Source organism: Thiospirochaeta perfilievii (genome assembly GCF_008329945.1).
Classification (GTDB): domain Bacteria; phylum Spirochaetota; class Spirochaetia; order DSM-2461; family DSM-2461; genus Thiospirochaeta; species Thiospirochaeta perfilievii.
Genome location: NZ_CP035807.1, coordinates 576288 through 599935, shown reverse-complemented (window position 1 = coordinate 599935; position 23648 = coordinate 576288). Strand labels below are relative to the sequence as shown.

Annotated in this window: 21 protein-coding genes; 12 read left to right on the top strand and 9 right to left on the bottom strand. The window is 32.0% G+C overall.

The window, feature by feature from the left end; genetic code table 11:
* The first annotated feature begins 43 nt into the window (after positions 1 to 43).
* Positions 44 to 532, top strand: a complete 489-nt coding sequence (locus EW093_RS02720; RefSeq protein ID WP_149566915.1) for a helix-turn-helix domain-containing protein — start codon at positions 44 to 46, stop codon at positions 530 to 532.
* Here the strand turns inward: EW093_RS02720 and EW093_RS02715 are convergent.
* A complete protein-coding gene (locus tag EW093_RS02715) occupies positions 518 to 1540 on the bottom strand; it encodes an SDR family oxidoreductase (protein ID WP_149566914.1) in 1023 nt (340 codons plus the stop codon). The two genes, EW093_RS02720 and EW093_RS02715, sit on opposite strands and share 15 nt — an antisense overlap.
* A 53-nt stretch (positions 1541 to 1593) precedes the next feature.
* The gene (locus EW093_RS02710; RefSeq protein WP_149566913.1) at positions 1594 to 2541 is read right to left on the bottom strand and encodes a 1-phosphofructokinase family hexose kinase; all 948 of its coding nucleotides are present in this window, start codon (positions 2539 to 2541) and stop codon (positions 1594 to 1596) included.
* A 155-nt stretch (positions 2542 to 2696) separates the two neighbouring features.
* On the opposite strand from EW093_RS02710, the gene EW093_RS02705 reads away from it, so the two are divergent.
* Both EW093_RS02705 and EW093_RS02700 read left to right on the top strand, forming a co-directional pair.
* On the top strand, positions 2697 to 3008 hold the full coding sequence (locus EW093_RS02705) for a PadR family transcriptional regulator (protein ID WP_149566912.1): 312 nt from the start codon (positions 2697 to 2699) through the stop codon (positions 3006 to 3008).
* A 58-nt stretch (positions 3009 to 3066) separates the two neighbouring features.
* Entirely contained in the window at positions 3067 to 4935 is a 1869-nt protein-coding gene (locus EW093_RS02700) for a DUF4914 family protein (protein ID WP_149566911.1), read from the top strand.
* Positions 4936 to 4969: 34 nt separating this feature from the next.
* Here EW093_RS02700 and EW093_RS02695 read toward each other — a convergent pair whose 3' ends face one another.
* Entirely contained in the window at positions 4970 to 5716 is a 747-nt protein-coding gene (locus tag EW093_RS02695) for a DNA/RNA non-specific endonuclease (RefSeq protein WP_149566910.1), read from the bottom strand.
* 97 nt (positions 5717 to 5813) lie between these two features.
* Between EW093_RS02695 and EW093_RS02690 the strand changes: the two genes are divergently transcribed.
* From EW093_RS02690 to EW093_RS17245, 4 genes are all read left to right on the top strand, one after another.
* Positions 5814 to 6059 (top strand): RNA recognition motif domain-containing protein, encoded by a 246-nt coding sequence (locus tag EW093_RS02690; protein WP_149566909.1) that lies wholly within the window; start codon positions 5814 to 5816, stop codon positions 6057 to 6059.
* A gap of 226 nt (positions 6060 to 6285) precedes the next feature.
* Positions 6286 to 7275, top strand: a complete 990-nt coding sequence (locus tag EW093_RS02685; protein ID WP_149566908.1) for a Gfo/Idh/MocA family protein — start codon at positions 6286 to 6288, stop codon at positions 7273 to 7275.
* A gap of 135 nt (positions 7276 to 7410) precedes the next feature.
* Positions 7411 to 9519, top strand: coding sequence for a methyl-accepting chemotaxis protein (locus EW093_RS02680; protein ID WP_149566907.1), 2109 nt, complete (start codon positions 7411 to 7413; stop codon positions 9517 to 9519).
* A gap of 163 nt (positions 9520 to 9682) precedes the next feature.
* On the top strand, positions 9683 to 9856 hold the full coding sequence (locus tag EW093_RS17245; RefSeq protein ID WP_187759806.1) for a hypothetical protein: 174 nt from the start codon (positions 9683 to 9685) through the stop codon (positions 9854 to 9856).
* Positions 9857 to 9869: 13 nt separating this feature from the next.
* Here EW093_RS17245 and cadR read toward each other — a convergent pair whose 3' ends face one another.
* Positions 9870 to 10322 carry a Cd(II)/Pb(II)-responsive transcriptional regulator gene (cadR, locus tag EW093_RS02675; RefSeq protein WP_149566906.1) on the bottom strand — a complete coding sequence of 151 codons (453 nt, stop codon included), beginning with the start codon at positions 10320 to 10322 and terminating at the stop codon, positions 9870 to 9872.
* A gap of 62 nt (positions 10323 to 10384) precedes the next feature.
* Between cadR and EW093_RS02670 the strand changes: the two genes are divergently transcribed.
* Entirely contained in the window at positions 10385 to 12505 is a 2121-nt protein-coding gene (locus EW093_RS02670) for a heavy metal translocating P-type ATPase (RefSeq protein ID WP_223111640.1), read from the top strand.
* Here the strand turns inward: EW093_RS02670 and EW093_RS02665 are convergent.
* The 3 genes from EW093_RS02665 to EW093_RS02655 form a co-directional block, all read right to left on the bottom strand.
* Positions 12492 to 13409 carry an AEC family transporter gene (locus tag EW093_RS02665; RefSeq protein WP_149566904.1) on the bottom strand — a complete coding sequence of 306 codons (918 nt, stop codon included), beginning with the start codon at positions 13407 to 13409 and terminating at the stop codon, positions 12492 to 12494. The two genes, EW093_RS02670 and EW093_RS02665, sit on opposite strands and share 14 nt — an antisense overlap.
* Before the next feature lie 62 nt (positions 13410 to 13471).
* Entirely contained in the window at positions 13472 to 14563 is a 1092-nt protein-coding gene (locus tag EW093_RS02660) for a sensor domain-containing diguanylate cyclase (protein ID WP_149566903.1), read from the bottom strand.
* A gap of 521 nt (positions 14564 to 15084) precedes the next feature.
* Positions 15085 to 15582 (bottom strand): hypothetical protein, encoded by a 498-nt coding sequence (locus EW093_RS02655; protein ID WP_149566902.1) that lies wholly within the window; start codon positions 15580 to 15582, stop codon positions 15085 to 15087.
* Between the two features lie 94 nt (positions 15583 to 15676).
* Here EW093_RS02655 and EW093_RS02650 point away from each other — a divergent pair, with 94 nt between their 5' ends.
* On the top strand, positions 15677 to 17587 hold the full coding sequence (locus EW093_RS02650) for an N-6 DNA methylase (protein WP_149566901.1): 1911 nt from the start codon (positions 15677 to 15679) through the stop codon (positions 17585 to 17587).
* A 35-nt stretch (positions 17588 to 17622) separates the two neighbouring features.
* The gene (locus EW093_RS02645; protein WP_149566900.1) at positions 17623 to 18285 is read left to right on the top strand and encodes a hypothetical protein; all 663 of its coding nucleotides are present in this window, start codon (positions 17623 to 17625) and stop codon (positions 18283 to 18285) included.
* On the opposite strand, the gene EW093_RS02640 is transcribed toward EW093_RS02645, so the two are convergent.
* Positions 18282 to 19637 (bottom strand): aminotransferase-like domain-containing protein, encoded by a 1356-nt coding sequence (locus tag EW093_RS02640; RefSeq protein ID WP_149566899.1) that lies wholly within the window; start codon positions 19635 to 19637, stop codon positions 18282 to 18284. The genes EW093_RS02645 and EW093_RS02640 overlap by 4 nt on opposite strands.
* Before the next feature lie 195 nt (positions 19638 to 19832).
* Between EW093_RS02640 and pdxS the strand changes: the two genes are divergently transcribed.
* Together pdxS and pdxT are read left to right on the top strand one after the other, a co-directional pair.
* Positions 19833 to 20705, top strand: coding sequence for a pyridoxal 5'-phosphate synthase lyase subunit PdxS (pdxS, locus tag EW093_RS02635; protein ID WP_149566898.1), 873 nt, complete (start codon positions 19833 to 19835; stop codon positions 20703 to 20705).
* Entirely contained in the window at positions 20706 to 21260 is a 555-nt protein-coding gene (gene pdxT, locus EW093_RS02630) for a pyridoxal 5'-phosphate synthase glutaminase subunit PdxT (RefSeq protein ID WP_149566897.1), read from the top strand.
* Position 21261: 1 nt separating this feature from the next.
* Here pdxT and gshAB read toward each other — a convergent pair whose 3' ends face one another.
* Positions 21262 to 23565 carry a bifunctional glutamate--cysteine ligase GshA/glutathione synthetase GshB gene (gene gshAB, locus EW093_RS02625; RefSeq protein ID WP_149566896.1) on the bottom strand — a complete coding sequence of 768 codons (2304 nt, stop codon included), beginning with the start codon at positions 23563 to 23565 and terminating at the stop codon, positions 21262 to 21264.
* Positions 23566 to 23648: the final 83 nt, after the last annotated feature.

Sequence of the window (23648 nt, the reverse complement as noted above, 5' to 3'; positions counted from 1 at the left end):
CATAAGAACCATAATCTCTAGATTAGAAGAGCAGGGCTTCTCTATGGAATCAAATAATAAAAGAATAGACAGGTTTTTTGTGTCTCTATATCATGTTCGAACAAGAGAGAATACTCAGACTCTTATATATAACTTTCTATTAGAAGTAGGGGAGAGTATAGTCTCATTTAATGAGGACGATAAAACAATAGATTATGTGCGTATTGCTAAAAGGATAATAGATTCTAAACTAGGTGAAGATATATCTCTTTCAAGTATTGCAGATGAGATGGGGTTCTCATCTTTTTATCTTAGCCGTATCTTTAAAAATGTATGTAATGACTCCTTCTCTAACTATCTAAAGAATAAACGTATGTTATTGGCTAAAGAGCTGTTAGAGGATAACTCTATACAGATCCAGGACATTAGCAAAAGAGTAGGTTATTGGAGTCCAAACTACTTTATAAAAGTATTTAAAAAATATTATGGAGTAACACCTGGGGAGTATCGTCATACATCTTTAAATCAGGATTATAGATCAACTATGATTTAAACCCTCTTTAGCAACCTCTAATGCCTGGATTACTCTGTCGCACCAAATATCAAACTCCTTATCTTCTACTTGTAGGTCTGGACTATTTAAAATATTAGTTACTGTTCTCTTAATTCCTTGATCAAATCTAATAGATGGAGTAAATGTAGGAACTAAATTTTTTAATTTACTATTGTCAAATACCACACTATTTACCTTATCTCCAATTAGGCCACCTTTAAAGTCATACTTTCCCACTGCATCTAGAAAGTCTGAAGGAACATAATATGGTTTTAACTCAACACCTAATGCATCTGCAATTGAACTATATATCTGATTCCATGTTAAAGATTCATCGGAAGTTATTTGAACAGACTCTCCTATAGAGTGACTATTTCCCATTAGACCGATAAAAGCTTTAGCAAAATCTATACTTGATGTCATTGTCCACAGTGATGAACCGTCTCCGTGTATTATAACCTTTTTCCCTTCTAACATTCTCTTTGCTACTTGCCAACTACCTCTATCTCCATGAACTCCAAGGGGAATGGATCTATCATCATAGGTATGGCTTGGCCTAACTACAGTTATAGGAAATCCATTTTCTCTATACATTTTAAATAGGAACTCTTCGCAAGCTATTTTATTTCTTGAATACTCCCAGAAGGGGTTTGATAGGGTTGTACCCTCAGTTATTTTATAATTAGATAAAGGTTTCTGATATGCTGAGGCAGAACTTATAAATATAAACTGCTTAGTTTTATTTTTAAATAACCTATAATCCCTTTCAAGGGCTGAAGTATCAAAGGCTATAAAATCTGCCACTACATCAAATGTTAATTCCTTTATTAATTCCCTAACTTCATCTTCTTTATATACATCGCAGGTTAGGTATTTTACACCACGACTACCAAGAGTATCGTTTCTACTACCTCTATTTAGTATATATAAATCTGTACCCATTTGTATTAATTCTTTAGAAATAGCCGTGCTAATAGTTCCTGTCCCACCGATAAATAGTACCTTCATAAGTTCTCCTCTCCTTATATTATATAATATAAAATCTTCTATAGTCTAATTACTTATTTTTCCTCTATTAATATTTTTTCACAAAACAATTGTGGAGGATTAGTTTTCGATAAACCTGGACCATATTTTGTTATTTTTGATGTAGCCCAACTTACACCAGTTTTTAGTGCATCTTTTATAGTACAAGTATTAATTAATCCAAAAATAAACCCAGCTAAAAATGTATCTCCAGCACCTACTGTTGTTTTGACCTTTACTTTAGGAGCATTCGCAATATATATTCTATCTCTTGTGTACAGTTTACTTCCGTCCTCTCCCAGGGATAGGGCTACTATCTCAACTTTTTGAAGTAACTTTTTTGCTAAAAGATCCACAGTTTTTTCTCTATTGGTTGCTTTTTGTATCTCTGGATATATCTCCGTAAGCTCATTTATATTGGGTTTTATTAAGTTTATAAAACCAGAATTAATACTGGATAGAAGAGCTTCTTTACTGCTATCTAAAGCCACAAAAACCCTGTTCTCCCTAGCTATTTTTGCAAGTAGAGTATAAAAGTCATAAGGAAGACTTCTAGGAAGGCTACCAGATAGTATTACAAAATCAAAACCCTTAATAATCTTTTTATATTTAATAATAAAATTGTCGATATCCTTCTGTTTTAAATCTATTCCATTAAAGTTAATATCAGTTGTAATTTCATTTTCTGTATCAGTAACTTTTATTCCCTCCCGGGTTAAACCATCTACGTATATAAAATTATCAATTATTGACTTTTTTCTAAAGTGACTAGTAAAAATATCTCTATTTTCCTTTCCGATAAACCCAGTAGCACTGGTTATAAAACCTCCATCAGATAGAGCAGTAGATACATTTATCCCTTTACCTCCTGGATCTCTTCTACTATGTGTAGCTTTGTTAATAGAGTCAATTTTAAAATTAGGTACTTCTATAGTGAAATCAACCGCTGGATTTAATGTAACTGTTAACACTCTTTTCTTCATAGTTAATAGTAATTTGTTGTTATTTATATGTCAAACCTTAGGATAAATTGAAATTTAACCAAAATATCATATTTACTTATTAGAAATATTGACTTTATAAATTAGTTTTGCTAATATCAGTTTTAGATATCGAGTATTGATATCAAGGAGTTGCCATGAGAAATAAAGTACCAAAAAAAATGTTATTAGGTTTTATGCAGATACATATTTTAATACAGGCGAAAAAAAAACCATTTTTTGGACTTTGGATGATAGAGCAGTTAAATAGTTATGGGTATCAAATTAGTCCAGGGACTATCTATCCACTTTTAGCAAAAATGGAGGAAAGTGAGCTTCTTAAAAAAGAGACTCGTTTAGAAAATGGAAAAAATAGAAACTATTACAGTATAACAACTGAGGGTGATGGTGTTCTTGCAATAGCTAAAGAAAAAGCTATGTTTCTATTTAATGAACTAAATGAAGTATAAAAGAAAATATTATTAATACAGGTCTTTTTCTGTATATCACAAATATAAAGGATGTTATATGTATAAAAAATTGGGATTACCAAAGGATATTCAAAGTGTTTTAGATAACGCTCCATCAGTAATTTATCCATCTACTAGGGATGAATTAATCGAACTAGCCCTAGGTGGACCGGGTTCCACCTCATTTACAACCTCTTATCAAATTCCTGGTCAAGGTGTTATTGACGAAGTTATTACAGAGAAGAGGTCAAATGGGGTTGCGGTAAACTATTTTGAACCCTACATGAGAAGAAGAGACCCTGAGTGTATGGTTATTGGGGATGAATTACCAACTGATAAACCAACTTATATGGAAAGATTTGGTGAGAGTTTTTCAAATACTCGGACAGAAATGTTGAAATGGTTACAAGAACAGGACCTATCTGTTACTGCATATTATATTGGAAAACCATTTACCCATGGGAAACAGTATGGTGGAATACTTATTGCACCTAAAAATATGGGATTCTTTATTGCGGGTTTAGCTGATCTACAAGGATTAGTTACATTAGAAAAAATAGATGATAATTTTCAAGTTCGATCAGTTATGTTTGTTGCTCCTCCATTTAGACACACCCACTACAATGGAAAACAGGTTGTTGTACATAATAGACACAACGGATTACATGAGATCTTTTCTAACAACCTATACCCAGGACCTTCTGCTAAAAAAGGAGTTTATGGAGCACTTCTTACAATAGGAGAACAGGAAGATTGGATTACACTACATGCATCCACAGTAAAAGCAGTAAACTCTATTAAAGGTGAAACTGTTTTAATGCATGAAGGTGCTTCTGGTGCAGGTAAGTCTGAGATGTTAGAGCAACCCCATAGAAATTCCGATGGTGATTTAGTTCTAGGAACTAACCTAGTAACTGGAGAAGTTCCTACAATTAAAATGGAAAACCAAGATGAGTTATATCCAATAACAGACGATATGGCTATGTGTCATCCAAGACATGGTGCAACAAAGGATACCCTAAGTGCATGTGATGCAGAGGACGCATGGTTTTTACGAGTTGACCATGTTACCCATAAAGGAATTGATCCCCATATGGAGCATATGACTCTAGAAGCACCAGAACCTCTAATATTTTTAAATCTAAAATCTGTAGAGGGAGAGCCTATAAAAGTTTGGGAACATACAGAGGATGAGCCAGGAGTTCCATGTCCAAATCCAAGGGTAATAATGCCACGTAGGTTTGTTCCGGGAATATTAGAAGAGACAGTTGATGTGGATGTTCGGAACTTTGGATTAAGATCACCAGCTACATATAAAGGTCATGTCTCCTACGGTATAGTTGGAATGGTGCATATATTACCTCCAGCTCTAGCATGGGTTTGGAGACTTGTATCTCCAAGAGGGCATGCTAATCCATCAATAACAGCGGGTGGGAAACTAATGCAATCTGAGGGAGTAGGTTCATACTGGCCGTTTGCAACAGGACGGAAAGTAACCCAAGCAAACCTACTTTTAAATCAGATAAAGGACTCAGGAGATGTAAAATATACAATTACTCCTAATCAAAATGTTGGTGCATGGAATGTTAAATTTATGTCAGAGTGGTTAGGAAGGTCTGTTCTTACATCCTATCCTGAAACTTTTTTTGATAAAGATAATTTAATTCCTGCCCGTTGCCCACTACTTGGATATACTCCTAAAACTGCAAAAGTTGGGTCATTTAATATTCCTGAGGGTATGTTAAGGGTCGAAACACAGCCAGAAGTTGGAACCGAGGTCTATGATCAGGGGGCTAAAATGTTAGTAGACTTTTTTAAGGAAGAAGTATCCCTCTTTCTAGAAGATGATCTTGATCCCCTAGGGAGAGAGATAATTGAACTATTTTTAAATGATGCCCCTGTTAAGGAGTATGAAGGACTACTATAAATATAAGCCCCCTATTCTTTAAGGGTAGGGGGTATTATCTATCTGTAGGCCAAAGATTAATATCTATATCTTTTTCAATAAACTCTTCTATGTCATCTGGTAAATTGTAAAAGAAGTCTATGCCGGTTAAGTCTTCAATGTCATTTACACTAAGTGCATACTTCATAATTGGTATACTACTCTTTTTATTAGGTAGTAAAAAACCTATAGCTTTAATCTCTTCACCCTTATAATCTAAAATGACTTTATAAAAGTATTCTGGAATCCCTACTCTATTTTCTCCAATTGTAAGATAGGTCTCCTCTGTAAATACAGGGCCTGTTACAATATAAAGCTCTTCATTCTCCACAGCCCAAAATCTAACAAAACTTTCAAGTTTTTTCCAAATACCTCTATTAAAACCAGGTCTTTGAGGGCTCATATTACTCATATAAAAGGATTCAGACATAGCTTTTTTAGATATTTTCATATCTGCTGCTGGGACAAGATGTCCTCTATCAAAACCAGAGCTCTTATAATCCTTTAAAGCTGCAGAACCTGTTTCTATATCACTATCTACTTTAAAGGAGTCTCTCCTCTTTTCATCCCCATAAACCATATCTTTTGTTAGCCGATAGTAAACCCAGTCCGCCTGCTCATACTCTTCATTATACTGAAGACTATAGAACTCTTTGTAGAATACTCTACCTGTAGCCTTAGGAGAAAAGTCATTATTTGAGTAGATAGGTGAAAGGGTAAAAAGAAGAATCACTAATAATTTTATTCTATTTAAATATTCCATAATCTGTATTTTTAGAATAATTATTAGAATTAATCTATAGTTTAAATATATTGGAAAAGTAATATACTATTCACCATAAATCTGTTAAATTATCCATATGAATATACAAATAACAGATCTTTCAAGAAAGATGACAGAAGATGAATTAACAAAAATATTTCTACCCTTTGGGAAGGTTTCATCCACAACTATAATCATGGATAAGGCAACCGGGAAATCAAAAGGTTTTGGTTTTGTTGAAATGGATGATGAAAAAGAGGGACTTCTAGCTATTAAAAATTTACATAAGAGTAGGGTAGAGGGTAAACTCATTAGCGTAAAGAGAGCTAAGGATTTTAAATAAAAAAAATAATATTTTTTATATCAAATCCATGGTGTTCCTACTGTGAATATCCCCTCTACTTAGACTATAAATAACAGTAATTTATTATATATTATTAATTATACTCCTTTAGGTATCCCTATTTATCTATATCCATAGGGATAATGGTTAGCTTAAATAGATATTTTATGTATAGTTTTAAAACATAAACTATTTGAAGTTATATCAACAAGGGGAAAGTTGGAATATGGATAAAATTAAATTTGCAATTGTTGGTTCTGGCTGGAGATCAAAGTTTTATATAAGATCCGTAAAGCAAAATCCTGAACTATTAGAGTTAACATCTATGTTATTTAGAAGCCGAGGTAAGGCTAAACTTTTTAAACAAGAGTTTGATATAACAGTAACTACTCTAAAGGAAGAGCTAATTAATAGTAAACCTGACTTTATTGTAGTAGCCGTAAGTAAAAGTGATCTTTTTTTTGTAACTAAAGAGTATCTAGGGTTAGGTATACCGGTTTTAGTAGAGACTCCTGGGGCTGTAAGAGTAAAGGATCTTACAAGTTTGTGGTCTCTTAGAACTGGTTCCGGGTCTAAGTTACAAGTAGCAGAACAGTATTTTCTATATCCTTATTATAAGGAGATTTTACATAATATTAAATCAGGTATAATTGGGGAAACACAATTTATCTCTATATCATCAATCCACGATCACCATGCCGCTAGTATTTTTCGCCAAGCTCTAGGAGTAACAGATGAAGAGTTTACAATTTTTGGTCGTAGTATTAATTCGAAAGTAACTACAACAGACTCTAGAGATGGTAAAATTCTAGATGGAAGTATAGGGGAATTTAAGCGAAATATAATAACAATAGAGTTTAAAAATGGAAAGAGTGTTTTATACAACTTCTCAGGCGTACAGTATTTTTCTGATATTATAAGTAAAAACATAGTCGTACAGGGTGTTAGAGGGGAGATTAATAACAATATAATTACATATCTTAATAAAAATAATATAGTAAAAACTAAATATATCCCGTATGAATTAGATGATTATATTAATACTGACCAAAAGTTAGTTCTTGATATATTAATGGGAATGAAGAGATATATAGATACTGGAGTTGAGTTCTATCCTTTAAAGGAGGCTTTACAAGACTCATATATATCTATATTAATGCATAAAGCTATAGATAATAAGTCCCCTATTTTATCAGAAAAACAGGTATGGCAGTAAAAAGTTTGCAAATATTTTTTTTTAGTCTTAAAATTTAGAAATAGCTAATTCGTGTTCTTTACTATGTAATGTATTAAATATATATTAGCCTTTTGAAATATATTAATATTTAGGTTTATACATTAAGGAGTATATATGAAGTTTTCTTTATCATCTAAGATATTATTACCATCGCTATTTATTCTCTTTTTAGGGTTATTTACAGTGTCATTTATAGCACACAATACAACTAAAAAAATCCTCACAGAGGATCTTATTACAAGCACAAAATTTTCATTAGAAGTGTTAATAAGTCAGTCTCTTGATCGAAATAACCAGGTGGAAGTAATTTCTAGGGCTATGGCTGATAACTATATACAAATAGCCCAGTTACTAGCTATCTACCTTGGTGATAATGCTGAAAATATTTCGACAGAAGAGTACGCTAAAATTGCAGAGAATATTGGAGTTGATGAGATCCATGTAACAGACGAAAATGGTGTTTTAATGTGGGGGTCAGTTCCAGGATTTTTTGGTTTTGACTTTAATACCACTGATCAAACAAAACCATTTATTAAAATCTTAAATGATAATAAATATACATTAGCCCAGGAGCCCCAATTAAGAGGAACAGATAATCTTCTTTTCCAGTATATTGGAGTTTCAAGAGTAGATAAACCTGGAATAGTGCAGATAGGTATGAGTGCCCATGTAGTTCAAGAGGTTTTAAAAAGAGTTGATCTTCAAAACTTAATTGATACTTTTCAAGTTGATGAGTATGGTGGATCAACCTTTATTATTGATAATAGTGGAGTTACTTTAAAACATAAAAATAGAGACTTTATTGGAGTAAATGTTAGTGAAGATTACGATTGGGGCAAAAAACTACTTGAGGGTGATAGAGGTAACTTCTACTACAATTTTAATAATGAAAATAAGTTTATGTCATATGCAAAGGCTGGGAATAATATTTATTGTGCATCAGTTTATGTTGATCCATATATGACACCAGTTAAAAATATGGATAGAATATTAATTATAACATCTGTGTTAGTAGGTTTAATACTTTCAATAGTAATTATCTCTCTATTAACAAAGATGGCAAGCTCACCTTTAAAATCCTTAAATAAAAAGATTTTAATTCTCTCTGAAGGGGAAGGGGATTTAACTCAAAAAATTTCAATTAAAAGTGATGATGAAGTTGGGGAGTTAGCTAGTGGTATAAATGAGTTTGTTTCTAGCTTAAGGCAGATTGTTGGTAATATAAAACTAAGATCAGCAGAAACCCAGAAAATAAAAAATATTCTAAATGATGAGGCTAAGGAGTCTGCAGAGACCAGCCTTAAAATATCTGTTAATGTTGAGAATATTACTAACGAGATATTTAAGCTTGATAATGAAGTTACTAATAGCTTAACAATTGAGAAAAAAATAGAGAATAGCTTAGAGGAGTTAGATCGGGAAGTTGAGAACCAGGTTAGCGCTGTTGAAGAGTCTACAGCCTCTGTTAATGAAATGGTTGCATCTTTAAAAAATGTATCAGGAATAACAACTAACAAGTATGAATCTACACTTAGACTTGTCGAAACAACTAGGGTAGGTGGAGAGAAAGTAACTCTAATGAACTCCTTGGTTAATGATATCCACGATAGTGTAAGTGAAATATCTAATATGGTAACAATAATAAACGATATTGCTTCTCAAACAAGTTTGCTATCGATGAATGCTGCAATAGAAGCTGCCCATGCAGGTGATGAGGGAAAGGGATTCGCTGTTGTTGCAGATGAAATAAGGAAACTCTCAGAATCCACTGGAAGTAATGCTTCTTCAATTACAAAGGTTCTTGAAAATATAAGGGCCCAAGTTAATCAAGCCACAAGTGCTAGTAGTGAAACAAACAGTGCCTTTTTAGAGATTAACTCCGAGGTTAAATCTGTTTCTGAAGCACTATCTGAAATTAACCTTGCTACAGAAGAGTTATCAAATGGTGGAGAGCAGATAATTGAAGCTATGTATATTCTTCAAGATGTAAGTACTAAAGTAAGGGATGGAGCTGTAGATATGAAGCAAGGCGCTATTGATATGAGCCTAGCAATAAAACTGATAAAAGATATATCCCAAAGTGTTTTAGATAAGGTTACTGCTATTTCTGGAGACAGCTCAAGTATTGCTAATGGCTCAGAAACCATTAAAAAACTTGCATTAGATCTTTCTAATAATACTACAGATTTAGAGTCTGAGATTCAAAGATTTAAAACAGAGTAATGACATTTTATAAGTAGAGTTATCAAAATTTAAATTTTAATTGATAAACAGGTATTTATAGTTAGTGTACTAATTATAAATACCTAATTAAACAACAGTTCCTTGAAATTATATAGAATTATGTCTATTATAATACTTAGTACTATAAATATATGGAGGAGTTGTGAATATCCAAGAGTTAGAGAGTTTCATTGATCAATTTATTGAAAAAAATGATTTACAGGATAATCTTAAAAACAGGAATATAATTAAGATGGGACTTAGAAGCCCATCTGCTAAATCTTTAAAAACTACTTATGAGAAGTCTGAATACTTAAAAAAGAAGTTTTTAAAATAATGTAATCGAGTAACTATTTTTTATGAATCTTATTATCTAAAGAGATATGATTATGTCTACTTTTTTTGTATCTTTTTTTATTAGATAACTCTTTAATAATGCCACAATCATCTTGGGATAAACCTCCCTTGCACTGTTTCTTTAGATTTATAAGTTGTTTTTGTAAACTCTTTAGTTGCTCCATACGCTGGGTAACATGTTCTAAATGTTCCTCAATTATAATATTAACACATGTACAGTCATCCTCTTTTCTATCTTGAAACAGTAGTAGAGCCTTTATCTCTTCATGGCTCATATCAAGGCTACGACAGTTTTTAATAAAAAGTAGTCTCTCTAGATGAATTTTTGAGTAATCACGATAGTTACTAGCAGTCCTATTAGGCTCTGGCAGTAGGGATTTTTTTTCATAATAACGTATAGTTTCAACAGTTAAACCAGTCTGATCTGATAATTCTCCAATTTTCATTTAAACATCCTTGACCCTATAGTAACTACAGGGTTGATATTAATCAATAAGGATGGAGAATAATGAATAAGATTAAAAGATACAGTATCCAAGAGATGGATTGCCCAACTGAAGAGGCTATGATACGTAATAAACTAGAGAAGCTTGATGGCGTTGAATCCTTGGGATTTAACCTTATTAAGAGGGTTTTAACTGTAGAGCACAGTTTAGATGATATAGGGATTTTAAAATACTCTATAAATGAGTTAGGTTTTGATGCCATAGATCTAGATGATGATATTATTGAAAAGAAAAAACAGTCTATCTATAGGAGTTGGGGCCCAATAATATTTGCCCTTTTACTGGCTATACTCTCGGAGGTTTCAGAAATTCTTGAACTATTCCACCCCTATCTTCCAGCTCTATTAGCCCTTGGTGCAGTGATTATTAGTGGGGTAACCACATATAAAAAAGGTTTGTTAGCTATAACAAGTGGTAATCTTAATATAAACGCATTAATGAGTATTGCAGTTACTGGCGCTCTTATTATTGGAGTTTGGCCCGAAGCAGCCATGGTTATGGTTTTATTTACAATTTCAGAAAAGATAGAAGGTTTATCCCTAGATAAAGCCCGGAATGCAATATCTAGTTTAATGAACCTAAGCCCAAATAAAACAGTTGTTATACAGGCAGATGGGGTACTACTAGAGGTCGATTCTACAGTTGTGGAAGTTGGACAGGTTATACGGGTTAGACCTGGAGAGTTAATCTCCCATGATGGTTTAGTATGTAGGGGAAGTAGTTATATTGACCAGTCTGCAATAACTGGTGAGAGTACACCTGTTGAGAAGTTAATAGGGGCAGAGGTTTTTGCAGGAACAATAAATAAGAATAGTGAAATTGATATAGAGGTTACTGCAGATAAGTCCCACTCAACACTATCTAGAATAATTCAGTTAGTAGAAGAGGCTCAGAGTCACCGTTCTGTAACCCAGAGGTTTGTTGATAAATTTGCCAAATATTATACCCCAATAATAATGGGTATATCACTACTAATAGCTATTCTACCACCTATTATACTTGCTGAACCATGGTTAGTTTGGATATATAGAGCCCTTGTTCTATTAATTATTGGTTGTCCCTGTGCCCTTGTTGTATCTACACCTGTTACCATTGTAAGTGGTTTAGCAATGGCTTCCCGTTTAGGAGTAATTGTTAAAGGGGGAGTCTATCTTGAGCAGGCAGCTAAAATAGACTATATAGCCCTTGATAAAACAGGAACAATAACAAAGGGTGATACAGCACTAGTAGATCAAATAGTAATTGGTAGAGAAGAAAATATCTTAGATATTGGTATTCTACTAGCAAGAAGCTCTAACCACCCTATATCCCAGGCAATAACTAGAGGGTATACTAAGGATTTTAAAGAGATAGAAGGGGAGGTTTCAGAGTTTAGTGCTACACCAGGGATGGGTGTTCATGGAGTTATTAATGGCAAAACTTATTATCTTGGTAATCAAAGATTTATCGAAAAATATGGTAAATCTAATGCTCGGTTAGAAGAAACTGTTAATAAGTTAGAAGAGGAAGGTAAAACTGTTACAATTCTTTTTAATGATATAGAGGCTTTAGCTATATTTGGAGTTTCAGATACAATTAAGGAGAGTAGTAGGGAGGCTATATCATACCTACATAAGTTAGGTATCAAATCTACAATTTTATCTGGTGATAATTTAAGAACTGTTAGATATATTGGTCTACAAGCTGGTGTAGATGATTATAAAGGTGGTCTTCTACCAGAGGATAAAACTTCCATTATTAATGAGTTAAAACAAACAAACTCTGTGGTGGCAATGACTGGTGATGGAATAAATGATGCCCCTGCCTTGGCAAATGCTCATATTGGTATTGCCATGGGAGGTATTGGAACAGATATTGCAATTGAAACTGCAGATATAATTATCATGGATGATGATATTAGAAAAGTTCCCCAACTTATCCTACTCTCTAAAAAAACTAGAGAGATTTTAGTTCAGAATATTGTTATTGCGTTAGGTATAAAGATGATATTCCTACTATTAACAATACTTGGATTTGGAACCATGTGGATGGCTGTTTTTGCAGACATGGGTGCTAGCTTAATAGTTGTATTTAATGGGATGAGGTTATTAAGGTGGAAGTCAAAAAAAACTAGGAGAGAATAAACAGTAATAACACAATTGAGACTATTATGCTTATTGAAAGGGTATTTGTAACATACCCTAGGTTGTCTTTATCATCTTGGTCCATAAATATAGAAATTACAAAGGGTGGTGGCATTAGAAAAACTATAAAAGCTGCGGATGTATATATCTCTGGGAGTTTTAATAGGCCAATTATTATGTACTTGTTAAATAGGATTGCAATTAATATAAGTATTGTCTTCCTGATAAGGATAGTTTTAAAGGCTTTAATAAAACCATCTTTTTTAAACTCAATCTCGTATCCAAGACTAATCATTATTAAAGGCATTGTTAAGCTTCCTACAATATCTAAGAACCCTGAAAAAGAGGTAAGAAGTGGGTTACTCTCTAGATTAAAACCTAAGCTACCTAATGTTAGTCCTCCTAATATTGCGATTATTACAGGTGATTTTATAAATGAGATTGTAGTCTCTTTTAAAGATTGTTTACCTACAATCATCTTTTTTAGGGATGGAAGCAATACAAAAAATACAAATAGACCCTGGCCTAGATCCACTATTGCCAGGCTACTTAATTGATCAGTACCAAAAAAAGCAATAAATATGGCATAACCTAACATTCCTGTTTCAAATCCTGTTAATAGGTAGGGGAAATAACTACTGTTTATTTTTAAAGGATAGTATAGAAGTTTACCAATTAATCCCATAATTAGTGGGATAGTAAACATTATTAATACAATGACAATATTACCTGAATCAATTATAACATCTAAATAAGCCTTAAAAACCAGGGCTGGAAGTGCAAAATCAGCCACTATAAGTTTTAAGTCCTTAATTGTCGATTGCTTTAATATCCCTTTTTTCTTAATAAGTAGTCCTAACAAGAAAAGTAGTGTTATAGGTAGAATTGAAAGTATGGAATTCATTTAGTGTCCTTAAAAAAATATTTCTAATCTTACAGGAATTATGTTACATATTAAATACTCTTTTAAGAAACAACTCGGTTACGGCCACTCTTTTTACCGATATATAGGTTATCATCAGCCTCTTTTATAAGTTCTTTTATATTTTTATTACCATTATAATAAGATAATCCAAATGTAGCTGAAACGCTTATCTCTTCCTTGTTTACTGGTATCTTTAATTCAGAAATAGCCACTCGAATCTTCTCTGCCATGGATATTAAGTTCTCTATGTTAGGGGAAATTGCTAATATTAAAAATTCTTCACCTCCCCATCTACTTAGCTTATCTTCACTTCTACATGTATTTTTTAAAACTTGGGAAACTTTTTGTATTACAATATCACCAATATCATGGCCATATGTATCATTAATATTTTTAAAGTGGTCTATATCCAGCATAATGATTCCAAAATAGGTATTATTTCTTGAAGCCCTAGATAACTCCTCATCCATATGATGGGCCATTGATCTACGGTTTAATAGGCCAGATAGGGTATCTTTATAAGCTATCACTTCTAACTTTTTATAGGCTTTATTAATATCTAGGTTAAATTCTTTAATCATAGTACTAATAACTTTTTCAAAAAACCAAACTATAATACCGCATATAAGTATGGCTATAAGAATGGCAAAAACCGAGGCTACTCTTATTCTTCTTAATGAAGTCTCCATTATATTTTTTTCGTTTGATATAAATTCATCAACATCATCTAAGTATATCCCAGTTGCAACAACCCAGTTAAATGGTTTATAAAGCTTTGAATAGGATAGTTTATGGGAGACTTTAGAGCTGTTCAGCTTTTTAAAATAGTAATCAAATAAGACGTAACCATCACTCTTTATTCCATTAAGTTCAGTTAAATAGGGTTGATTCCCATGATTATCTTTAAAGTTAGTTGAAAGATAATTCCCTTCGGTCTCTATAAGATTAGGGTGTACTAATCTAATTGCATAGTTATCACCCCCATCAAAATCAATTATTTCATTTATCCAAAAATATCCGTTATCTGAGAGTTTAGAGTTTCTAATAGACTTTATAACTCTTTTTTTTACAATTGAGTTATAATCTTCTGCGTAAATAATTATCTCTATACTTCCACTATCTCTATAGCTCACTTTTTTACTTAACAAAGTTGGCTTAGATGGGTCAATAACGTTGGATATAATTCTACCATTATATGTAATATTATAAGAAATAGAGCTTAGGTTTGCACTTTGTAAAAAGCGATTAATAGTTAACCTAATCTCTTCAGGCTTTTTATAGTTGTCTAATATTGTCTGGATTTGGAATATTGCGGTATTAGAGAAGATTTCAAGTTCATCTTTGGTTAATGTAGATATATAATCAATATCAGATATCTTTTCATTTACTAACTCGGTTAAAAAATCATGTTTCTGTTTTAATATGCTATCTGAAAGTTGGGATATCTTTTTATTATACTCTATGTTTAAAAGGAAATTAAATGGAACAGATATTGCAATAACTATTATTATTAATATTAGAGAACCTGATAGGTAGTATATCTTTCTTATTTTTTTTTTGATAATTCCATATTATACCAACAATTTCATTATTAACCATATAGGGTCGTATATCAATCTTTATCCACCTTATATGGTTAAGCTTTATTGTTAATTTAAATAAAGAAGTTAATTCCAAAAATTATCTGGGTAGCTGAATACATCCAGTTTGGTGGACCTATTAATAGGGATTGTGTTGCTTCAAGTAGTAGGCTCATTGATGGATGGATCTTATATCTAAAGCCCATTTTTGCATTTGGTCCAATTAAAAAGATACTTTCATCACCTAGAGGTCTTAGTGTAGGAGTGATACCAGTTCCAACTAAATAAGTAAGCTTTTCACCTATTGGGAATAAAAAATTTATATCAAAATAAACAGGGATATTAAACTCAGGTTTAACACTCTCACCATCATTCTCAGTTCTTAGATCTAAAGATACCTTTATATCTAACTCTTTATTTCCAGCTAATGGTTTAATAATAGAAAAACCAAAATCTACAAAAAAGTTATCTAAATACTGTGTCCCACCAGATATAACAAAGGATGTTCTATCTTCTTGGGCAAAGGTAAAAGTTGAAATTAAAACAAATAAAACTATATATATTCTTTTCATTATTATAATAAACCTTATAACTTAATAAGTTTCAAGATATTTATAGAATAAAATTAACCTTGTAACCAAGGGATAAACTATTTATTATACAGATATGAATTTACTTACTAAAAATGAAGCAGCTTCTATATTAGGTATCTCTGTTGCTAGTTTAAAAAATTGGGAACGGCATGGATACATTAAGGCTATACATAATAACCTGTACTCAAATGTGGAAGTTGAGGATTTAAAAGATAAAATTCGTACTGGAGAGATAAAAAGACTAGACTCTAGGGCGAATAAAAGCAGTTCTAGAACACATTTTATCCCATTAGAGTATGTAAATAATCAGAACTCCCTAGTATTAATAGAGGATATTATTCATTTTATTTTAGAGTATAATATTAAGCCTTCCCAAGCTCTTTTCCTTTTATCAATAAATGCACTTATTAATAGTGGGGATATAGAAAAGAGCACCCTATATAAAGCTATTAAGTTTGAGGATAAGTCCTACTTTAAAAGAGAGAGTGTCTATTTTGAGCTAAAATCATGGTTTTCTACTATTAGTAATGGGGAGATTAAAGAAGATAATAGGTTTTGTAAATTTTTATTAGAAGCTCCTCTACCTAAGGAGATTGACTTTCTAGGTATTATCTATCAGTCAATAATGCATGAGGGGGAGAAGTCCCAATTAGGCTCCTACTATACTCCCACATCACTTGTAGAACAGATTGTTGATGATAATTTACTAATTGGAAAGGTTTTGGATCCCTGTTGTGGTACAGGGCAGTTTTTACTTTTAATGGCAAAAAAAATAGGTGATCCCAGTAGAATATGGGGGGCTGATATAGATGAAAATGCTGTAAATATAACTAGAATTAATCTACTTCTCTACTATAAGGATAGGGATTTTAAACCAAACATCTATCATATGAACTCTCTTTTAGATTTTAAGGAGAAAAACTTCTCCTTTATAGCAACCAATCCTCCCTGGGGTGCAAAATTTAGTAAAATTGACTTAGAACTTTTAAAGGAGAAGTATGTTAGTATACAATCTAAGGAGAGTTTTTCATACTTTATACACTTTGCAATAAACCATCTAGAGATAGGGGGAAAATACTCTTTTGTACTTCCAGAATCCATTCTCTATGTTAAAAACCATAAAGATATTAGATCCTATCTTTTAAATAACTCCTGCCTTGACTATATAGAGAGTTGTGGCCGACTTTTTAAAAATGTATTCTCATCGGTTATTAGGTTAGATGGGTCGATTAATTTTAGAAGTAAAGGATCAATTACAACAATTAAAACGGATATGGACACATACCAGGTGGAAGGAAGTAGATTTTTAAGCAATACAAACAATATTATTGATATATATTGTGATAATAATGATCAAGAATTAATTGATAAAGTTTATTCTTATCCCCATTTAACTTTAAAGGGTAGGGCTAAATGGGCTTTAGGTATTGTTACTGGAAATAATTCAAAACACTTATCATCTATTTATAAGGATGGTATGGAACCTATATATAAGGGAAAGGATCTATCCTGTATGACACTATTACCCCCTACTAGTTATATCAATTTTAATCCCCAGTTATATCAGCAGTGTGCTCCTATTGATCTATATAGGGCTAAAGAGAAATTAGTATATAAATTTATTAATAAGGAACTGGTTTTTGCTTATGATAATAATAAACACCTTACACTAAATAGCGCAAATATAATGATTCCGAAAATAGAGGACATTCCTATAAAGGTTATTGGTGTTATCTTAAACTCATCCCTATTTAAATTTATTTTTAGAAAAAAGTTTAACGCTATAAAAATACTTCGTAGTGATATTGAATCCCTACCCATACCAATACTTAGTAAAAAACAAATTGAGGATTTAAACACCCTCGCTAAGGATTTTATTAATAATGATATTGATTTTGAGGTAATAGATAGATATATTTCCTTGATCTACGATATTGATTTTGAACATTTAAAAAAAAATCCTTGTGATATAGCTCAAAACTAATATAATTAAAATAAATTTAAAAAAATGGAACATAAATGTTAATTACTGAAAGAAGATGTATAATACTATTATCTACTATCACTCTGGGGCTATATATAAAGTTTGGTATAGCTTTATCATCCTATTTTAATATTTATATCTTAATAACCCCTCTTTATTTTTTTACAATTTTTTATATTAATAAATCTATTGATAGAATAGAGAGAGTTGAGCTTGCTGTTAGTAGCTGTTTAGATGAGTCTGAATTTAATGTTATTGATAAGATTGAGCAGCTAAGAAAGTATTTTTATAATACTACAGATGTTATAGAGTATCTCTTTGTTGTAGATACTCGTCTATTAACCTATGTTTTTAATCAAAGTAATTTAAACTTAAAATATAAGGATTTTGTATCTGGTGCTATTACCTGTTTAGCTATTTACAAGCAGTATGGTGGTGGTTGTTATTTTAATATTGATATTGTTTCAATTTCAAAGGAAGATAAAATTTCAACTCTTCTAAGTACTCTATATATGGTATCTAAACAGATTGATAGTGGAAGTGATATAATATATATAACATCAAGACAGATAGATGATGGTGTATATATCGATGTAACTGACAAATACCACTCTAGTAGTCAGGGTGATACATTTTGTAAAAAGCTTTTAGATATATTTTCAAATAATCAGTTTATACTTAGCTCTAAAAGTGTTTAATATTCTAAATAGAGTAAATTTATAGCTTTTTTCAATATAATTAAACCTGGCTCTATATTCTCTTTAGGTATACTTTTTGTATTTAGTAAAAAGTAGTTTGAGTAGTCAACACCTATAGTTTCCCCTGGAGTTATATCAATACCATATATTATACATATATCTCTTAATCTTCTACTATCTCCTTTTAAAAGTTTTATCCAGAAATGGGGTGAATTTAACTCACTATCAAAGGATATTAAATCTTTAAAATCTGACATAAGTATATCTTTAATTAATAAGCTTTTACTTCGTATATTAATTGATAAAGTTTTATAATACTCATTCCAGTTATTATTATTTAGATAGTTTGTAAAAGCCCTTTGAATTAGCCCAGGAGTGGATATATCTGTACTAGTTTTAATGTTTAAAAATTTATTAAAAATCTTCTCCGGGGGGATAATACACCCTAGTCGAAGCCCTGGCATAAATAGGGGGGTAAAGCTTTTTATGTATATTACTCGGTCATACTTATCTAGGCTTTTTAAGCTTCTATTATTTAAATCAAACTCTAACTCACTGCCTAAATCATCTTCTAAAATGTAAAATCCATATTTATGAGCAATTTCTAAAAGTTGTACTCTATTTTCATAGCTATATGTTACTCCGGTAGGCTTTTGATTGTAAGGCATTATATATATAAAGCTAGGTTTTCTAACTTCAATTTTTGAAATTAAAGCATCAATATCTAAACCATTTTTTTGTATATCTATACTTATTATCCTAGCCTCTCTACTTAAGAAACTTTTTACTGCTCCATGATATGTTGGTTGCTCAGTTATAACAGTGTCTCCAAAATCTAAAAGGGCTTTGGATACTATGTCTATTGCCTGTTGCCCTCCTGAAACAATTTGTATTAGCTCTGCCCTTGTTGTTATGTTGTAAAATTTAAAATAGTTGGCTAAGGCCTCTTTTAGAGGTAAATAACCATCTGGATCTTCATATTTAAATGCGTTAACTCCATCATCTTCAAGGATTTTTACAATCGATCCTGAAATCTCTTTTAACGGAAAAGAGTCTATATTTGAATCTTTTCCACTAAAATCCATATACCCTATATCTATAGAGTTCTTATTATAACTAACAAAAGAGCCACTACCCACTTTTTTATATATAAGACCATCTTTTTCTAATAACTTATACGCATTAATAATTGTTACGCTATTTACGTTTAAGCTGGTTGCAAAATCTCTTATAGGAGGTAGTTTTGTTTTATCTTTAATAGTCTGGTTAGTAATAAGTTTTTTTAACTCATTAAAAAGTTGAATATAAAGGTGTTCTCCATTTTTTTCTAGCTTTATATCTTTTAAATCCATAAGTCCCTCTGATTGTTTCGATACAATAATACTTTGATATGGAATTATTTACAATATGATCTACTTTTACTTAATTGTATTGACACATTTTAAGGTAGATTGTAGATTTAAGCAAATAAAGAGTTTAATTGTACCGTAATTATAGATTTATTTATAGTATTGTATGGGTACAATTAAGGTTTTGTAGGAGTATATATGAAGAGTAGAGTTGAGATAAATAGAGACCTAGCTAAAATGCTTAAAGGTGGAGTTATTATGGATGTAATTAATCCTGAACAAGCTAGAATTGCAGAAGCAGCAGGGGCTGTAGCTGTTATGGCACTAGAGAGAGTTCCATCTGATATAAGAAAGGATGGGGGAGTCTCTAGAATGTCTGACCCTAAAATGATTAAAGAGATACAAGATGCAGTATCTATTCCAGTAATGGCTAAAGTTAGGATTGGACACTTTGTTGAAGCACAAATTTTAGAGGCTTTAGAAGTTGATTTTATAGATGAGAGTGAAGTTTTAACCTATGCAGATGAGGATTATCACATTGATAAAACAAAATATAAGGTTCCATTTGTTTGTGGGGCTAGGGATCTAGGAGAAGCTTTAAGACGAATAGGAGAAGGGGCTTCTATGATTAGAACAAAGGGTGAAGCGGGAACAGGGGATGTTGTTGAAGCTGTAAGACATATGAGAGAGATGACAAAAAATATTAAAAGAGTTCAATTAGCTTCAGATGAGGAGTTAATGACAATAGCTAGAGATCTAAAAGCTCCTTTCGAACTGGTAAAAGAGGTAAAAGCATTAGGTGGTTTACCTGTAATAAATTTTGCAGCAGGAGGAATTGCTACACCTGCAGATGCTGCTCTAATGATGCAGTTAGGGTGCGATGGAGTTTTTGTTGGATCAGGAATTTTCAAATCTTCTAATCCGGCTAAGAGGGCTAAGGCTATTGTAGAGGCTGTGGCATACTATGATGATATCCATTTATTGGCTAAAGTTTCCCAAGGGCTTGGGGAGTGTATGGAGTCTGTCGTTGCATCCCAGGTAGAAACTGAGTTCTCAGTAAGGGGCTGGTAGTTGGTTATAGGTGTCTTAGCTCTTCAGGGTTCAGTAGAAGAGCACTGTAATATAGTTTTATCAAATTGTGATAAAACTATTTTGGTAAAACATCCATCGGATTTAAATAAAATTGATGCATTAATAATTCCTGGTGGAGAGAGTACAACTTTAATTAGACTTCTTAAAATTAAAGGGTTAGATAGAGCATTAGTAGAAGCCTCTAACCGTGGTCTAAAAATATGGGGAACTTGTGCAGGGTTAATTCTTCTCTCAAAAAAGATACTCTGTAATAGTTTTTCTCCCCTAGGTTTAATTGATATTGTTGTGGATAGAAATGGTTATGGCTCCCAGGTTGATAGTTTTGAAACTGAAATAGATTTTTTTAATAATAAGTCTAAAGTAAGGTTTATTAGAGCGCCTAAAATTGTAGAACTAGGAAGTAGTATTGAAGTTTTATCAATTTATAATGGAGAACCTATCGCAGTAAGGTCTAAAAATATATTTGTTACCTCTTTTCACCCAGAGGTAACAAATAATGATACGTTTTATAAATATTTTAAGAGCTTAATATAGTTTAGAAGCCAAGGGCATTTAATACCTGCAGTCCTAACCGTCTATTTTTTCCTTTAAAAGGGTAACAGTGTATATGGATTGCAGGGTTAAAGTTTAGTTCAATTATAGTTGCATTTGTATCTGATCTTCTGTTTTGTATATTTTCAATCATCATATCTACACCTGTTATATTTGCTCCAACCGCCTTGGCCGCCCTCTCTGCTTCATCCTTGTAACTAGTATCAATTAAATCTGTAAAATCTAGACTATCACCACCTGTACTAATGTTGGAATTCTCCCTTAAAAAAACTATTTCATCCTTTTGGGGTATGTAATTAGGGGTTAAATTTTTACTCTTTAAATAGAATAACTCTTCACTTCCAACTTTTAACTGCTCTAGGGGTTTTTTATATCCTCTTCCTCTAAGTGGGTTTCTATTTTTAATCTCTATAAGTTCTAAAATATTTGACTTCCCATCTCCAACTACATTGGCTGGGACCCTTTGAAGTATTCCTGCAACTTTTCCATCGATTATTGTGAACCTATACTCATTTCCTTTAAAAAACTCTTCAATTAGAATTGTATCATCATTATTAAAGGCCAACTCTAGACCCTCTTGGTACTGCTCTATTGAGAAGTTTGCTTCTAATATGGTTATACCTATTCCGAAGTTTGTATTGTTTGGTTTAATTACAATTTTACTCTTTAAATACTTATTAAAATCCATTAATGCTCTATCTATACCTGTATATATACCACCGTTTGGAACAGATATACCACTTTTAAGTAGTACTTTTTTAGTAATCGCTTTATTTTCCATTATTAAGGCAGTAGAGTAACTGTCTAGTGATGTTTTAGTAGCTTGCTTAATATACTCTATCTTTCTTTTATTGCTAATTGATATAAAATTCTCTCTCTTATCTAATACTTCAACCCTAAGCCCCTTTAATAGCGCCTCTTTTAGTAGTATCTGAGTTGATAGTTCAAGGTCTTCGTACCCCTTTAAAGAGTAACTCTCATTTAGACTTATCTTTTTATTCTCTTTAGAGATTGAGAGATGGTGATTTATATAACCTTCATTTAAAACAAGATTATAAACCTTATAAGAGTATAACTCCTCTTTATGGGATAGTTTTCTCTTCGCAGCCCTAATAATATCATTATAGTAACCACAATCGATAGAGAGTTTATCTAAGACTTTCTCCATTCTATCAAAAAAGAATAACCCCTCATCCCTTAACTCTTTAGACAGATTATGACCATTAAAACTAACTTCATTCTGATTTTCCATCGCTTTTTTCTGTTCTTTATGGTTATAACTACTACATGGGTAGAGCAGACTAGAAAGTATAAAGAGGTGAACAAGGGATAGATCTTCCCTAAAAATACCCACCTTAGATAGAGGGTTTAAATCAATCATTCTTAACTCTATATACTCAATCCCATCCCTTTCTAGAGCTTCAAAAGTATCAGTATCCTTACTGTTCTTTAACCTTACAGGGCTATAATACTCTTTAACTCCCCGTAGGTGCCCCTGGGATATTAGGTTTTTTAAGTCTCTAATATTCTCTTCTAAAGTATCAAAGGAGACCCTAAAATCCTCTTTGTTTCTATAACCACAGAGACTATTTCTGTATGAACACGCACCTTTAAATAGAACCTCTTCCTTAATATTTTCTCTATCCTTATTACAACAGTGTTTATATGATGAGTGAGTTGCTACATTTGCCCCTAAAAGATATGTTAAAAGCCATTGATGTTTTAATAAATTACGTGCTGCTGTAAGGTATATTCCATTTTTAAAATCATAAAAAGACTCATTAACACTACTTAAAACATGAAGTTTCTTAAGAAAATCTTCGTTAAAAGAGAAGTTGTAGTGGATTCCACTTATTAGCTGTTTATGTTTGCCATATTTTTTAGCTATATAGTTCCTATACTCCATTTTATCTTTTGCTTCACTAGAATTACCGTAGTTTGCAATAGGAATATCCTCATCTTTAGGTATTATAGGTGGCATACTACTAGGCCAAAGGTACTCATCTTTTTCTAGGTTTTCAGTTACAATATCGTGTAAATTTTCAAGCATAAAATAGGCTTCATCCATAGATTTACAGGGAGGAGTTATAACTTCAACCTGGCTCTCAGAAAAATCTGTTGTTATATATGGATGTTCTATCTTATTTCCCAACCCTAATGGGTGTTGTGTTAGTGCTAATTTTCCATTGCTATCAACTCTTATATTCTCTTTTTCAAGGCCCCAAACTCCACAGATAAGTTCCCGTTCTAGGCCGTTATTTATGATAGCATTTAATACATTTTCCATTATAAAAACATAATATTCTTAAGGGTATAAGTCAATGGAGTTGTCTAAAGGGAGCAAATAAAAAAAATAGTGAAATGAGCCAT